Genomic DNA, 13,773 nt, shown 5'->3' with positions numbered 1-13,773 from the left:
GGCACCCGCCGCGGGGCCGTTTCTTTTGCGCCGCACCGTCGCGTGCGGCACTGCACGACAGCGCCCTTGCACCCGCCCGCGCAGAGGCAGAGCATCGAAGGTGGTCGACACATCGCCGGCCGAAACGATCCGCACCGTGGAGCCGGCACCCCGCCGTCCCCGTCGCGGTGCGTTCAAGGAGGCGACCATGGAGAACCGCACCCCGCCCGCCGGGCCCTCCCCGGCGTCGGACACCACCCCCCGGAGCAGAGCCGGGGCCGGCGCCCGCGCCATCGCGCTCGTCGGCCCGTTCCAGAGCGGCAAGACCACCCTGTTCGAGGCGATTCTCGCCCATACCGGCGCCATCGGACGGACCGGCGCGGTCGATGTCGGCACCTCGGTCGGCGATGCCTCGCCGGAAGCGCGCGCCCACCGCATGGGCGTCGAACTGAATGTCGCGACCACCCGCTATCTGGGCGACACCTTCAGCTTCATCGACTGCCCCGGTTCGGTCGAGTTCGCGCAGGAGATGCGCCCCGTCCTCGGCGCCTGCGACGCCGCCGTCGTGGTCTGCGAGGCGGACGAGCGCAAGCTGATCCAGCTCCAGCTCATCCTGCAGCAGCTCGAGGAAGCCGGCGTTCCCCATTTCCTGTTCCTCAACAAGATCGACAAGGCCGACAAGCGCCTGCACGAATCGCTCGCCCTGCTGCAGCCGGCCTCGAAGGTGCCGCTGCTGCTGCGCCAGATTCCGATCTGGAAGGAGGGCATCATCGTCGGCTTCGTCGACCTCGCGCTGGAGCGCGCCTTCGTCTACCGCGAGCACGCCGCCTCCGAGGTCGTCCCCATCGAGGGCGATGAGCTGCCGCGCGAGCGCGACGCCCGCTTCTCCATGTTGGAGCGCCTCGCCGACCACGACGACGAGTTGATGGAACAATTGCTGGAGGACATAGAGCCCCCGCGCGACCGTGTGTTCGACGATCTCGCCCGCGAGCTGCGCGCCGGCGACATCTGCCCGGTGCTGATCGGCTCGGCGCTGCGCGGCCACGGTGTCACGCGACTGCTCAAGGCACTCCGCCACGAGGCGCCCGGCATCGCCGCCACCCGCGCCCGGCTCGGTGTCGGCACCGACACGCCCGCCGCCTATGTGATGAAGACGCTCCATGCCGGCCACGGCGGCAAGTTGTCTTTGGCCCGCGTGCTGGCCGGCGAGATCGCGGAGGGCCTGCCGGTCGTCGGCCGCGAGGGCGTCGCCGACCGCGTCTCCGGCGTCGTCGAGATGAAGCCCGGCGTCACCGAGAAACGCGGCGCCGCGCAGGTGGGCGAATTGGTCGGCCTCGCCAAGCTCGACCACGCCGCCACCGGCGAGATCATCGCCACCCGCGCCCTGGCCTCGCCCGCGCTCGCCGTACCCGAGCCAGTGCTCTCGCTGGCGGTCGCGGCGCGCGAGCGCAAGGACGACGTCAAGCTCGGCCTCGCGCTGTCGAAACTCGCGGAGGAGGATACCTCGCTCCGTGTCCGCCATGACGCCGGCAAGGGCGAGGTGGTGCTCGGCGGCCAGGGCGAGATGCATTTGCGCGTCGCCACCGAGCGCCTCGCCGGCCGCTTCGGCGTCGGCGTCGTCACCCGCCCCCCGCGCATCGGCTATGCGGAGACCATCCGGCGCGGCATCGTCCAGCGCGGCCGGCACAAAAAGCAGTCCGGCGGGCACGGCCAGTTCGGCGACGTGCTGCTCGACATCCGCCCGCTGGAACGCGGCGAGGGCATACGCTTCGCCGAGGCCATCACCGGCGGCGCCATCCCCCGCCAGTATATCGGCTCGGTAGAGGCCGGGGTCCGCGAGGCGCTGGAGCACGGGCCGCTGGGCTTCCCCGTGGTGGACGTCGCGGTGACCCTCACCGACGGCTCCTATCACACCGTCGATTCCTCCGACATGGCGTTCCGCGCCGCGGCCCGCGTCGCCATCCAGGACGCACTGCCGGCCTGCACACCGGTGCTGCTGGAGCCGATCGAGGAGGTCAGCGTGGCGATCCCCTCGGAAGCGATGGCCAAGGTGAACGCCATCCTCTCCGCCCGCCGCGCCCAGATCCTGGGCTTCGAGCCGCGACAGGGCTGGCCGGGCTGGGACATCGTCCGCGCGCTGATGCCGGAAGCCGAGATCGGCGACCTCATCGTCGAGCTGCGCTCGGCCAGCGCCGGGGCCGGGCACTTCACCCACCGCTTCGACCATCTCGCCGAGCTTGGCGGACGGCAGGCCGAGGCGGTGGTCGCGGCGGCACGCGCCGCCTGACCGGCCCGGAAATGGGCGCGGCGATCCCGCGGGTCTGTTGACCTGCGACTCGTTCATGGCGCCGCGGCCGGCTGTGTCCGCGGCGCCATAGTTCCGCCCGGGCGGAACGATTACAAACGCGTGAGGCGCCGCGGCAAACCCGTCCGGGCGCGGCCGCGAGCCCTCCATGCAGAATGTACTCGTGCTTCTGAACGCCAAGGCCGGGACGATCCTCGATCGTGACCAGGCCGAGGTACGAAAGGCCGTGGAAAGTGGCCTCGCCGCCCCCGGCCGAACCGTCGAGGTCCGTCTCCTCGCCGGCGACGAACTCGGCAAGGCGATCCGTGCCGCCGGCCGCAGCGAGCACGACACCGTCATCATCGGCGGCGGCGACGGCAGCGTCTCCATTGCTGCACGCAGCCTCGCCCATTCCGGCAAGACCTTCGGCATCCTGCCGCTCGGCACGCTGAACCTGCTCGCCCGCGACCTCGGCATGCCGCTGGAGCTCGACGAGGCCGTCGCCGCCCTCGGTTCCGCGCGCGAGAGCCGGATCGACCTCGCCACGCTGAATGGCGACCTGTTCCACACCATCTCCGGCACCGGCTTCTTCAGCCAGATGGCGCGGGCGCGGGAAATGGCGCGGCGCTGGAAGCTGTGGCGCTTCCTGGCGGTCGCCATCGCCGCCGTGCTGGCGCTGCGCCGGGCGGGACGCTTCACCCTCGACGTGACGGTCGACGGCGAGGCGCGCACCGTCGAGGCCTTCGCCGCTCTGGTCACGGTGAACCGCTTCGCCGGCCCCGGCTGGCGCCGCGCGCGTCTCGACGAGGGGCTCTTGGAGGTTCACATCGCCGAGGATCGCGGTGCCATGGCCAAGCTGAAGGCGGGGGCCGACATGGTCACCGACACTTGGCGCGACAATCCCGGCATCCTCAGCTTCGAGGGCCGCGAGATCGTGCTGACCCGCCGCCGGCGCTCACGAATCTGGGTCTCGACGGATGGCGAGCTCAACCGCGAGCGCGTGCCGCTGCGCTACACCGTGCAGCCGGACGCGCTGACGGTGCTGGTGCCCGCCGCGCGCCCGGACAACGCCGCCACGCCTCAGCGCGGTTCGATCTCGTAGACGATGCTGACGCGGGCGCGCACCTCGCTCTCGCCCGCCTCGACCGGCACGGAATCCTGCTTCGCCATCATCGGCGCCGCCATCATCCGCGGCATGGGCGGCATGCCGCCGCCATCCTCGGCGATGGAGACGACGCGCACGATGCGCTGGCCGGCCGCCTCGGCGATGATCTCGGCCTGACGGCGCGCATCCTTCACCGCCGCCGTGCGCGCCTCGTCCTCCAGCTTGCCCGGCTCGGCGATGTCGAACTCGATGCCGCCGACCTGGTTGGCGCCCTCGGTAATCATGCTGTCGAGCAGCCCGCCGAGCAGCGCGAGATTGCGCAGCCGCACCGAGACGGTGTTGCGCACCTCGTAGCCGGAGATGCGCGGCGGTTCGGTCGAATTCGGCTTGGGCTGACTGTATTGCGGCTGCACCGTGAAGCCCGAGGTCGCGATATCGCGCGGCTCTACCCCCGCCGCCTTGATCGCCGCGATCACGTCCGCCACCTGCTTGCTGTTGGCGTCGAGGGCCTCGCGCGCCGTCTTGGCGGCGCTGACCACGCCGGTCGAGAAGCGGGCGAGATCGGGGGCAGCCGTCGCGATGCCCTCCCCGCTCACCGAGAGCGTCGGGATACGCGGCGTACGCATCGCCTCCTGCGCGGCGGCGGGAGCGGCCCCCGCCACGGCGAAGGCGGCCAGCAGGGCGGCGGAACTGAGCTTCATCGGCGGAATCCTCTGCGCTTGGCCGCCCCGCGAATGACGAAGCGGCAGTCGCGCGCACAGCACTGTGCGATCGGGGCGGCAATGGGGCGGCGCGCGCGGATAGGCTTCAGTCGCCGCTGATCGCGGCCTTCCCGTCGTTCGAAGATGGGCGGTTGCGATGAGGCGCCGCCCGGTAGTGTCTCAGTTTGAAATCCCCTGCGCTGGAAGGCCCGGAAGCGCGGCCCTTACACAAAGACGATGAGCCAGATTTCAAATTGAGCCACGCCCCGCCGCGCTTTCCACCCCGTTTCCTGTGGTCACGATGGCATCGCCCCCCGCCCGATCCCACCGGCAGCCGCGCCCGCCCGCCCATAGCCGCGGTTCGACGCGGCGGGGCGCCGCGGCTATGGCGGCAAGGCGGTAACGACCGAGACGGGCCGGAGCGAACGGGACATCCCGCGCGACCGACAGGTGACAGTCGCTCCGCAGCTGATCGCCAAGCCCTCGCGCCACTTTCCCGACGTCGACGACAGCATCGTCATCTACCCGCGCGGCGTGAACGCCCGGGAGATCATCAGGCATCCGCGCACCACGACATCGGGGCCTCGCCGGACCTTTCCAGTGCCATCATGGGCGCGCAGACGATACATGACACTGGAAACCCTCAACCCGATCGACGATGCTGGCCTTGTCAGCCTGTCGGCAATCCCGGCTCGACTGTCCTCGTCCCAGGTCGAGGATCCGCGCTCCTACACCACATACAGGGATATCAACGAGCATCACCCGCACGATCGAGGCCGGTCGAGGGCAGATATCCCGCACCGGGCGGTTGGCGCCTCGCTTCGCTTTTGCTAGCTTCCGCGCGCCGCCGACCCGTCCCCGCGAGGGACGTCGCGGGGGCCTGTAGCTCAATGGTTAGAGCCGGCCGCTCATAACGGTCTGGTTGCAGGTTCGAGTCCTGCCGGGCCCACCAACACCGCGTTTTGGCGTTGATTTTTCATCTCTTTTCGTCCTTTTTGTCCCATCGCCTGTTTTGGGCGTCCGAAGTGGGACACTCGGCGGGGCTGACTTGGCGTCGAGACGGGCATAGGCATTGCCCGCCATCACCTTCCGCTGCGCCTTCACGATGTAGATCTGCGCCGTCTCCAGCTTCGACCATCCGAAGATGGCGCACAGCTCCGGCGCGGTTGCGCCGCTCTCGGCGAGGATCGTTGCCGCCGCCTTCCGCACGCCATGGGCGGAGCAATGCGGCAAGCCCGCCTCGTTGCACCAGTCGCGGAACTTGTTGCCGAAGCTCTCCTTCGTATACGGCCGCCCGTATGCGGAAATGACGAAGGTGTGCTCGCCCGTCACCGTCGCATCGAGAGCCGTCCGCAATTCGCTACGGATCGGGATTTCCACGCGGACGGGCTTACGCTGGCGGTTCTTCTCCTGAACGAAGGACAGGTGCCCCTCGACTTGATGGCGAGGCCCCAAGGCATAGACATCGCCGCGCCGGCCACCGGTGTGCAGCAGCAACTCGAAGGCGAGCCGCGCCTGCGTGCCGACAGGATGGCGTCGCCGGTAGCGCTGGACCTCATCGAGCGTCCAGGTGTGATGCCCCTCCGAGCCCGTATTTATCCGGGCGATGCCGATGGTCGGGTTCGCATCGATCAGCTTCTCCTTCACGCACCATGCGAAGAAGGGGCCAAGGTACTTCACCAGTTTGTCGGCCATGGCCGGCGTCTCAGCCCGCTTGTCACGACTGTTCTCGATGTCTGTGCGGCGGAAGGCTTTCAGCGGGAAGCCGCCGGCCGTCTCGGCGTAGCGGTCGAGCACATGGCGCTTGTCGCGCTGCGTGTCAGCGGCATAGTTCCGGAAAACAGGGCTGCCATAGTAGAGCGTCAGCGCCCATCGGAAGCTTCCCTCGGGAACACGCTCGATTCGCGGCTTGTCATTCTCCCCGCTGATCAGCTTGGCGACAGCCGCGTGATACTCGGCAAGGAATGCGGCTGAGGCCGTGCCGTCGAGATTCAGGCGCGCCTTGATGGTGACCCGCTTCCACCTGCCGCCGACCTTCACGCGGACGCGACGCCGAACCTTGCCGTGGGCGCCATACTTTTCCTCGACGAGGTAGCGCAGATCGATCCGCGCCATCACAGCACCATGCCATCCAGCGGATTGCGTGTGATCACGCCATCGCGCAGCGCCAGCCAGTGCTCGCGGATCTCGTCGACGTCCCACAGCACTAGCCCGTCGACCCGCCGCCCCTTCGGCATCCGCCCGTCCGAAACCCACTTGTCGAAGGTGCCCGGCGAGACGCTCAGGGACGCAGCCGCCTCTTCGCGACGGAGCGCGAAGCGGGGCAGCGAGCTTTCCCGGAGCGAGCGGGCGGTCATCGGATCAGTCCTTCTGTCCGAGCTTGAACTCGTCGAGCGCCTTTCGCTGGACGATGATGGGGCTGGTCCGCCCGCCGGAGAACCCATGCCGGGCAGGGATTTTCCCCGCCGAGACAAGTTTTCGGACGGTCCTGACGCTGCAGCCGAGTTCGGCCGCGATGGCTTTTGAGCCGCGAATGAAGGGGGGCTGCTGCTTCATTCGTCCTCGCCTCGGATGCCCTTGCCCTCCAGGCGAGTGCGAAGCCGGGCCTCTGTCTCCCAAAGCAATCTCGTGACGTTGACGATGTGCGCCGAGTGGTATCGTGGGCCGGGCCCGTCGTAGTCGGTTGAGCCATGCCAGCGGCGAGCGCTGAGCTTCTGCAGTACACCGTCGACCGGAAGGCACTCGGTCAGCCAGATTGCATGCGAAGACAGACTGAAATCGCTTGCCTCGGTAATGTCGGGCGCGAGAACCCAGATCAATGGATTCGCCAACCGCTCCGGAGAGCGATCGAGATACAGCGGATCGAAACCGACCGCTGGAAAATCAACCAGCGGCCAATATTTGGACCGCTCATAGATCTCGAGATCCAGAGATTTGCCCATGTCCTGGAAGCTGTTATTGCTTACAATGATGCCTTTGGTTGCAGCGTCGTATTTATTGAAGCGGTCGTCTGCGGTATCTCGGTTGAAGCTGAGTACCCGCCATGTGATGTGGGACGCCACAGCCTTCGTCGTAATCTTCGAGAAGGCTAGGCTCAGCGCATATTCGATGACATGCGCATAGCAGTATTTGGGCCGAATAGGATTTGCGTCGTTTCGAGGCAGATGGAACGCGGTCTGGCCTCGCTCCCAGTTCTTCCGCCACTCCGGGAAAGTCGGAAGGTCCAACGCGAACGCCACGTCATTATTGTCGAAGCGTGCGCGGAAAAGCGGGGCGAGCGGATGGTTTTTGAGGGCCTGTAGGTCGAGCACGAGAGTTTCCTTCCTCGCGATAGGTATCACTATCGTGAGCTAATACGCGCACACCTACCGTGTCAATAAGATACGGTAGGTGTACGCGATAAACGGATCGGATTGCCTCGGCTCCGTTTGGCTCGCCGGAGCACACGGGATCCGGCTGTCGGATATCCACAGCACAAGTGGTTGCCGTTGCGACCATTTAGGCCGTTATCCCCGTTTTTCCACAGCACAGAAGGGCAACAATGCTGTGCTGATTATACATCCACACGGCCATGCCGCCTGGCAGCTCTAGCCAAAGCGCTCCCGTGAGGCGTCAGTCGCGAACGCCAGAGCGTCTTTTGCTCACAGCACCTCTGCCGTTGCGCACGTAGGTCGTGATGCCGGGCTGGAACCAAGCCTGATCTTCGCGGCCTGCCGCCTTCCGAATGTGCCCGCCATAGACGGTCCAGCCGTCCGCGCCAGCTTCCAGTGCCAGCCGGTCCATCGCAGCATGGAATTCATCCCAGAGGCGAAATGCCTGATCTTGTGGGTTCTCCGCCAGCGTCTCCGGCGGGACGCAAAGGGCAGATGCCGGTGCCGCGACGAGCGCGGGAGCGGCGCCGAGCACGAGGGTGCGCCGGTTCATCACAGCACCCCCTGCAACTCGCCGCCGTGGCCCGGAACCTTCCAGCCGCCACACTGCTCGGCGAGGCCTCCGGCGTCTCCGATACCGCTATCATCGAGCGGTTCCGCGTCGACGTCCGGCTCCCAATCCGACCGGTCCTCTTCGCCGTCGTCGTTGTCCTCGGCAGGATCATCGTCCTCCCGGAAATCGTCCATCTCCGGCGGATCATCTTCCTCGGCATCCTCGTAGTAGGCTCCAGCCATCCACTCGGCCCGCCCGGGCGCCGCTTCCGGCCAACTGGCGTCGTGCTCGTCACTATCGGGTTCGAGATCCGGATCGCCCTCGAGCTGGTCCAGCAGTTCCAGCATACTTTCGATCGCCGCTTCCATGCGGCGGCGCAGCGAGGTCTCCTCGATCATCGTGAAAGTGCGGACAGAACTCTCCCGTTCGCGAACATGGGTGCCCATTCGCGTGCTCCTGTGGTAGAACTGATTTCAGTGCATCGTACTGATAACGGTGCGTCGTCAGTACGTCAACAAGAAATCAGGACACTGTCACGATGTTGGCTGTTCAGTGCCGCATGGCGCGTGTTGCGGTGAACTGGGGAGTGCGCGATCTCGCCAAGGCTGCCGGCGTCTCAGTTGATACCGTCTCGCGCTTGGAGCGAGGCGAGACCCTCCTGCCGCGCACCGTCGAGGCCATCCAGCGTGCGCTCGAAGCCGCCGGCGTCATCTTCGTCGACGAGGACGGCGAAGGTCCGGGCGTGCGGCTGAAGAAGGGCCTCTAGTGATCTCCGCGAGAGCGCGGTCGCATACCCCCGCGACTCGACTCTTGCGCCCCGACTGATGATCTGAGGCGGGTTGTGCACGGTGCCTTCTAAGGTCGCAGCTACCTATAGCGGGTGAATGAGTTTGGCGTCATGACCCGCACAAATTCCAAATGGTCGCCCCTATTTATATACATGCAACCATAACGCCCCACCTTCGGAGTGCCCCACGCAGTATAGTTAAACGGAGCTGAAATGATAAAGGCGCTAGCCATAGGCTCGAAGGGATGATGCAGCGCAAACAAGTCCATGGAAAACTGGGTGATCTTGACGTTACTTGCAAGTGGAGCCAACTGCTCCTTTGCTCCAACTTTGGCAATCTGTGCTTTGCAGTCTTCGGTGAGCTGGGGATTCATAAGGGCGCTCCCCTTCCGCTCAGCCTCTTCCCAAGATTGATTTGCCTTTTGGAGTGTGGCGGCGTCCACGCAACCGACCAATAGCGCGGCTGTGGTAATGGCTGAAATCAATTTGTGCACGTTTGATCTCCTTGGGGGTGACCGTTACCACCACGGCGTGCAGTTTGCTACTCGATGGGTGAGCCTGAAGAAGTGCCGCCCGGCCGACGACGGCACGCCCGGCGAGGATGTCCATGCGTCGAATGACGGGTAATGCCGGCGGTTGCAGGCTTCCGGTTTTTCACCAAGGATGACGACAGTGCCGAGCGGGCGGCAGAGGATGGCGGGAGCGGGCAATGGCCCAGACCATTGAGGAGTTGAAGGCGCTGCGCGAGGAGCTCGTGGAGCGTCGGCGAAGTGAAGTCTATCTCATTGGCGGCGCGCATGACGATGGGCGGATTGCGAAGGCCGTTCAGGTCCATCTCGCTATCGAAGCCATCGACGCGGTGATCGCGGGCGGCAAAGGTGCGCCGGAACTGAGCGAGTCTCCGATATCGTTTCTCTGATGGCTCATCACTCCAACGCTACCTGGGGCTGAGGAAGCAGCGCCTTGCCGACGGCCGCACATCAGTCGAAGACCTCAACGCATCGAATGATGATCGAAGTTTCGTCAAGTTGGAGCACCACCCAAAGCGCGGTAACGCCCTTGATGCGTACTAATTCCCTATTTGCGTATAGCTTATGCCGTCCATCGCTTCCCGAATTCTTGAGCGTTAAATTTGTCTAATCGCCCCGCGCTGCCGCCAATTGGGGCAACAGAAACTGCTGCATCGGTAGGCTTGCAGCGAAAACGAAGTGCGCCCATTGGAATCTCAGCAGCAGCAAATCCCGGCAGACGCCTCAGAAGACGGTCAACGTCTCTCGAAAAACCGCGACGTCTTGGAGGTGCCGTAACCGTGATATGAGCATCTGGCGCCTTCAATAATATCCGTTGAACGTCGGCCGCGGTCGGCAGCGATTGCCTCGCCAGCCTCCAAGGCGAGATAAAGGTCACAGGCATCGGGTGAAGAAGCGCGTCCCAAACGGCTTCGGAGTGTCCTGTTTGCGATCCATGGTGTGGCACTTTGAACATGCCTGCCTTACCATCGGAGCTTAAATGATCAGAGACTACAGCTCCCCAACCCATTGCCGGATTCGAGCTAACTTGCAGGTCGGCGCCGAGCAAAATTCTAAAAAATCCACAATCAATCCACGATACAACAGACAAATCATTTCTTAGAATGCGCTTGCGAGCTGAAATTACATCAGATCTGGCTGCACGCATGCCACTAGCCAGCGCGGCCATGCTCTCTAATATTTGTCCACTACTGGGAGATTTTGTCCAGATTTGAACGCTTTGGCCGTGCCCCGAATCGGGCGACTCCAGACCAAACACTCGCTTATTGTCGCCAGCAAAAATCCATCGCGCCTCTGCTTTAGCAAGGCGGCTGAATTCGCCGCGCCCACCGATCAATGGCTCCCCGGAGCCATCTGTTACGTAAATCCAAAACTCTTCTTTTTTGAAGGCCTGAGATACAACAACTTTGGCAATCTTGCAGTATTGAACCGTCGACGCAATTCCCTTTATATGATCCTCGTCAAAATGAGTTATTATTATTCTTTTTACTTGCCTCTCAACATCGACGCCGATGCGCTTGAGATATGATATAGTGGCCGGCTCTCCCGTCGAGGGGTCTAGGCAGCTATCCACAATAATCCAGTTGCCGGCACCGACGTGGCACACTATAGCCTCGCCATATCCTGGACCGAACAGGACGACCTCCAATTCGTCAGAACTTGGAGCGGAAATATCGCTCTCAGTCAGATTCATCGTAAACAGACGCCTCAATGAAACCTCGTACGATTTCACCCGCATTTTTACGACTGATAGATGCTTGAGATTTCGAGGTTCTTTTGAACTGGATTCGCAAAGAGAGTTCTTCTTGGCCGTGAGCGCGGGTAACACGCTCAATAACCCAATTAAATCGAGCACCAGGACGGATTAACTCCCGCTCCCGCCGAGGGACTTCTTCAAAATCGAATGTATTTACAATGTCCGTATAGACATATCGCCTGCTGTCTCGAGCAGTGAGATCGAATAGAGATGCCGTAAAGCTTTGAGGTTGAATCTCAACAACCACTCCTTCAAACATCTGTCGAAGCTCACGAACTTCGGCAGTGCCAGATGGAAAGCTGGACGTTTCATTGCTGGGCTGCTGTCGTTCCTTTGCTGTGGCTGGAACGATAAAGTTGGCGCCAACGTTGCTCGCAACAGCGCTGGAGGATCCATTCGCTGCGATGGGCACCACGTCCGGAAAGTCATTGATCGGACCCGCCGTTTTTGTCCTGCTGCGCTCGGGCATCATCATGACCTGTCTCCACGCGGAAACCGACTGTTGGATTCGGCAACGAGCCTCATAACATCACTCAGAACACCATCCCAAAGTTGCTGATTATCCGCGATGCGACTTTGAATTAGCGTGGCCACATCGTCAGCAGTCAAAGGCTGACTGCCTTCAGCATCTTCATAATGATCATTCATTGCAATTTCTACAGTACTTGGGAAGTTTCGATCAATAATAGGTTGTAGGGTGATGTCCGCATAACCATCCTCAGACGGGCGGTTGTGTCTCATTGTCAATGATCGGAGGCCGGCCCGGCGCGCGAGAGGGTCATCGGGAAGATCAGAGTATATCGATGGCCAATTTGCTGGAGGCGAAAGCGTGTACCCTAAATCGTGCCATGCTTTTACGCTTTCAAGCTTTACTCTCACCGACCGATTCAGTCCGAATGCATTGACTGGACTCCAGGCAATCTCCCTCAGAGCGATTACCGCAATGTCAAAAGCAGCCAAGACGGGAGGCGTCGCAGCATGAATATTAAGTCGATTTGGGTGAATTTGAATTACCGTATTTGACAATGGAAATTGAGTTAAAGTATCCGAAAATACCACATCCAAGGCTGTCGGGGTGTTGACTGAGTTACTATTGATCTTCTCTTCAATTTCTTGCTTCTCGGCAAGAGTAATCATAGATTGGGCGTACAGCCTACGCGTGCTCCACGATCGAGGGATAAACGAGCCTACCACGACCACCGTGACGGTGTCATTCAGCGGCGTTGGCAGCTCAGCCATCTCACATCAACCTATTAGCCCTTGGCAACATGGCATGTATGGTACCTTTCCGATAGGGTCTGATTTTCCGCGATTTCTGCGATTTTCCTTATTCTTGCGAAATGGCGCACCCATTGCGCCACCTCTCCACTGCCGCGCAATCGCGAGTGGCTCTTCGGCCGTCTGCCGGCGCGCCATGGTGGCGCGCTTCGTGAGATAGCGGCTCCTGGATCTGGGCAAATTCTTCGTCCGGCCGAGGGCCGCGATGTGGCAGGCGAGCCATACGCGATCGTTACCATCGGTCCGGTCGCCTTGGCATGCTGAACGATGATGAGACGATTTCGCCGATTATCGTCAGCTCGAGCCGCGCCGGGCCCGCCGCCTTGTCTTCACATCTCCCACCGCTCGACCACCTCGGTTCGCATCGAGCTATTGCCAAGTTCCACCGTCGAAAGCTGCACGAACCCACCAATGCGCGCCCCTGTCACCTCCGCCTGCCGCCGCATCAGCGACCCTGCAACCGCTCGTAGGTCGCAGGCGTCGGGATCTCCCACCATCTCGGCAATGGCCTCCTGCGCCCCATGGTCGCCCGGCAGTGCGACAACCGGGCTGCTGACGTAGTGCGTCGCATAGGTCGGAGCACCGTGCGTCTCGCTGGTCGTTGCGAACATCGTCACCGGTCCGTGCTTCGCAGATGGGCCAGCGATGATAATGTCCATTTCAGCGCCCAGCGGATCGGTCTTCGAAAAGATGGATGCGAACCCGGATCGGAACTCCCGAAGCAGGCCGGGCAAGCCGATCGCGATATCGTCCAGTGTCGGGGCCGCCGACAGGAACGGCAGGAACGCCGTGACGAAAGCCGGACCACGTAGCGCTACCAACGCCGGGAGGTGTGGCAGCATGAACGCCTTGGCGGCAACCTTCGGCCCGACGGGCGTATCGAGGAGGCCATCGGTGATGAGGTGGATCCGGCGCGACTGGCGAATCACGATCACGGCGGTCATGCGGTTAGCTCCGTGAGCATGCCCGCTGCAATCGAGCCATCGAGTGGCACGCCGGCCGCAAGAATCGTCGCGCCGGCCGTGCCCGGCCCGATCAGGCCAAGGGCAGCGCCACCGATTGCGGTTCCGAGAGCGCCGGATGCAATGCCGGCCGTCGCAATCGTCAACGCCAACGCGCCGATGATCGAGGCGGCTTGTTTCCCCGAGCTCTGCCCACCACCGCCGCGAGGCGGGTAGTGCAGCGTCACCATGATCGGGCGGTCGTTGGTGCCGGATCGCGGGCGAATTCGGTGCCAGTGCCGGCGCTCCATTTCCTCGCCGTTGATCATCACAACGCCGCGCCTCCCGAAGTCGTCCGGCAGGTCCGGCGTCGCGGCTATCAGCTCCGCAATGGTCGCGCCGTATTCGTGATGCGACACGGCCAGCGAGCCGAACTGGAACGGCGGCCGATAGGCGACCGAAAAACTGTCTGCTGACATCTGGATCTC

General features: G+C 63.2%; 16 protein-coding genes, 1 tRNA gene and 2 pseudogenes. 6 read left to right on the top strand and 13 right to left on the bottom strand.

What is annotated here, in order from left to right:
* Positions 1–187 precede the first annotated feature (187 nt).
* Both ACEUEL_RS04200 and ACEUEL_RS04195 read left to right on the top strand, forming a co-directional pair.
* Entirely contained in the window at positions 188–2,266 is a 2,079-nt protein-coding gene (locus ACEUEL_RS04200) for an elongation factor G (protein WP_405702473.1), read from the top strand.
* A 166-nt stretch (positions 2,267–2,432) separates the two neighbouring features.
* On the top strand, positions 2,433–3,365 hold the full coding sequence (locus ACEUEL_RS04195) for a diacylglycerol/lipid kinase family protein (RefSeq protein ID WP_405702471.1): 933 nt from the start codon (positions 2,433–2,435) through the stop codon (positions 3,363–3,365).
* Here the strand turns inward: ACEUEL_RS04195 and ACEUEL_RS04190 are convergent.
* On the bottom strand, positions 3,344–4,069 hold the full coding sequence (locus ACEUEL_RS04190; protein ID WP_405702469.1) for an SIMPL domain-containing protein: 726 nt from the start codon (positions 4,067–4,069) through the stop codon (positions 3,344–3,346). The genes ACEUEL_RS04195 and ACEUEL_RS04190 overlap by 22 nt on opposite strands.
* 384 nt (positions 4,070–4,453) lie before the next feature.
* Between ACEUEL_RS04190 and ACEUEL_RS22270 the strand changes: the two are divergent.
* Both ACEUEL_RS22270 and ACEUEL_RS04180 read left to right on the top strand, forming a co-directional pair.
* A pseudogene (locus tag ACEUEL_RS22270) lies at positions 4,454–4,618 on the top strand (transposase); the annotation flags it as partial.
* Positions 4,619–4,945: 327 nt separating this feature from the next.
* Positions 4,946–5,021, top strand: a tRNA-Ile gene (locus tag ACEUEL_RS04180).
* 203 nt (positions 5,022–5,224) lie between these two features.
* Here the strand turns inward: ACEUEL_RS04180 and ACEUEL_RS04175 are convergent.
* The 6 genes and pseudogenes from ACEUEL_RS04175 to ACEUEL_RS04150 all read right to left on the bottom strand — a co-directional run.
* Positions 5,225–5,764: pseudogene (locus tag ACEUEL_RS04175) on the bottom strand (tyrosine-type recombinase/integrase); the annotation flags it as partial.
* Between the two features lie 419 nt (positions 5,765–6,183).
* Complete coding sequence (locus ACEUEL_RS04170; protein WP_405702467.1) at positions 6,184–6,426, bottom strand: helix-turn-helix transcriptional regulator; 243 nt, start codon at positions 6,424–6,426, stop codon at positions 6,184–6,186.
* 4 nt (positions 6,427–6,430) lie between these two features.
* Positions 6,431–6,625, bottom strand: a complete 195-nt coding sequence (locus tag ACEUEL_RS04165) for a helix-turn-helix domain-containing protein (RefSeq protein ID WP_405702466.1) — start codon at positions 6,623–6,625, stop codon at positions 6,431–6,433.
* A complete protein-coding gene (locus ACEUEL_RS04160; protein ID WP_405702463.1) occupies positions 6,622–7,380 on the bottom strand; it encodes a hypothetical protein in 759 nt (252 codons plus the stop codon). Before ACEUEL_RS04160 ends, ACEUEL_RS04165 begins: the two co-directional genes overlap by 4 nt.
* Before the next feature lie 301 nt (positions 7,381–7,681).
* Positions 7,682–7,993 carry a hypothetical protein gene (locus tag ACEUEL_RS04155; protein ID WP_405702461.1) on the bottom strand — a complete coding sequence of 104 codons (312 nt, stop codon included), beginning with the start codon at positions 7,991–7,993 and terminating at the stop codon, positions 7,682–7,684.
* Positions 7,993–8,439, bottom strand: coding sequence for a hypothetical protein (locus ACEUEL_RS04150; protein WP_405702458.1), 447 nt, complete (start codon positions 8,437–8,439; stop codon positions 7,993–7,995). Before ACEUEL_RS04150 ends, ACEUEL_RS04155 begins: the two co-directional genes overlap by 1 nt.
* A gap of 92 nt (positions 8,440–8,531) precedes the next feature.
* Between ACEUEL_RS04150 and ACEUEL_RS04145 the strand changes: the two genes are divergently transcribed.
* A complete protein-coding gene (locus ACEUEL_RS04145) occupies positions 8,532–8,759 on the top strand; it encodes a helix-turn-helix domain-containing protein (protein ID WP_405702457.1) in 228 nt (75 codons plus the stop codon).
* A 101-nt stretch (positions 8,760–8,860) separates the two neighbouring features.
* Here ACEUEL_RS04145 and ACEUEL_RS04140 read toward each other — a convergent pair whose 3' ends face one another.
* Entirely contained in the window at positions 8,861–9,274 is a 414-nt protein-coding gene (locus tag ACEUEL_RS04140; RefSeq protein WP_405702455.1) for a hypothetical protein, read from the bottom strand.
* Positions 9,275–9,489: 215 nt separating this feature from the next.
* Here ACEUEL_RS04140 and ACEUEL_RS04135 point away from each other — a divergent pair, with 215 nt between their 5' ends.
* A complete protein-coding gene (locus ACEUEL_RS04135; RefSeq protein ID WP_405702452.1) occupies positions 9,490–9,699 on the top strand; it encodes a hypothetical protein in 210 nt (69 codons plus the stop codon).
* A gap of 173 nt (positions 9,700–9,872) precedes the next feature.
* Here the strand turns inward: ACEUEL_RS04135 and ACEUEL_RS04130 are convergent, their stop codons facing one another.
* From ACEUEL_RS04130 to ACEUEL_RS04110, 5 genes are all read right to left on the bottom strand, one after another.
* Complete coding sequence (locus ACEUEL_RS04130) at positions 9,873–11,003, bottom strand: MBL fold metallo-hydrolase (RefSeq protein ID WP_405702450.1); 1,131 nt, start codon at positions 11,001–11,003, stop codon at positions 9,873–9,875.
* Positions 10,990–11,541, bottom strand: a complete 552-nt coding sequence (locus tag ACEUEL_RS04125) for a hypothetical protein (protein ID WP_405702448.1) — start codon at positions 11,539–11,541, stop codon at positions 10,990–10,992. Before ACEUEL_RS04125 ends, ACEUEL_RS04130 begins: the two co-directional genes overlap by 14 nt.
* Positions 11,538–12,305, bottom strand: coding sequence for a hypothetical protein (locus tag ACEUEL_RS04120; protein ID WP_405702446.1), 768 nt, complete (start codon positions 12,303–12,305; stop codon positions 11,538–11,540). Before ACEUEL_RS04120 ends, ACEUEL_RS04125 begins: the two co-directional genes overlap by 4 nt.
* A gap of 368 nt (positions 12,306–12,673) precedes the next feature.
* A complete protein-coding gene (locus tag ACEUEL_RS04115) occupies positions 12,674–13,288 on the bottom strand; it encodes a hypothetical protein (protein ID WP_405702444.1) in 615 nt (204 codons plus the stop codon).
* Positions 13,285–13,764: a hypothetical protein gene (locus ACEUEL_RS04110; protein WP_405702443.1), complete on the bottom strand. Its 480-nt coding sequence runs from the start codon at positions 13,762–13,764 to the stop codon at positions 13,285–13,287. The genes ACEUEL_RS04115 and ACEUEL_RS04110 overlap by 4 nt, the downstream gene beginning before the upstream one ends.
* Positions 13,765–13,773: the final 9 nt, after the last annotated feature.

Origin of the sequence: Ancylobacter terrae (assembly GCF_045108345.1) — a bacterium.
Taxonomy (GTDB): domain Bacteria; phylum Pseudomonadota; class Alphaproteobacteria; order Rhizobiales; family Xanthobacteraceae; genus Ancylobacter.
The sequence above is the reverse complement of the archived record's forward strand: the minus strand, read 5'-3'. Positions and strand labels throughout refer to the sequence as shown.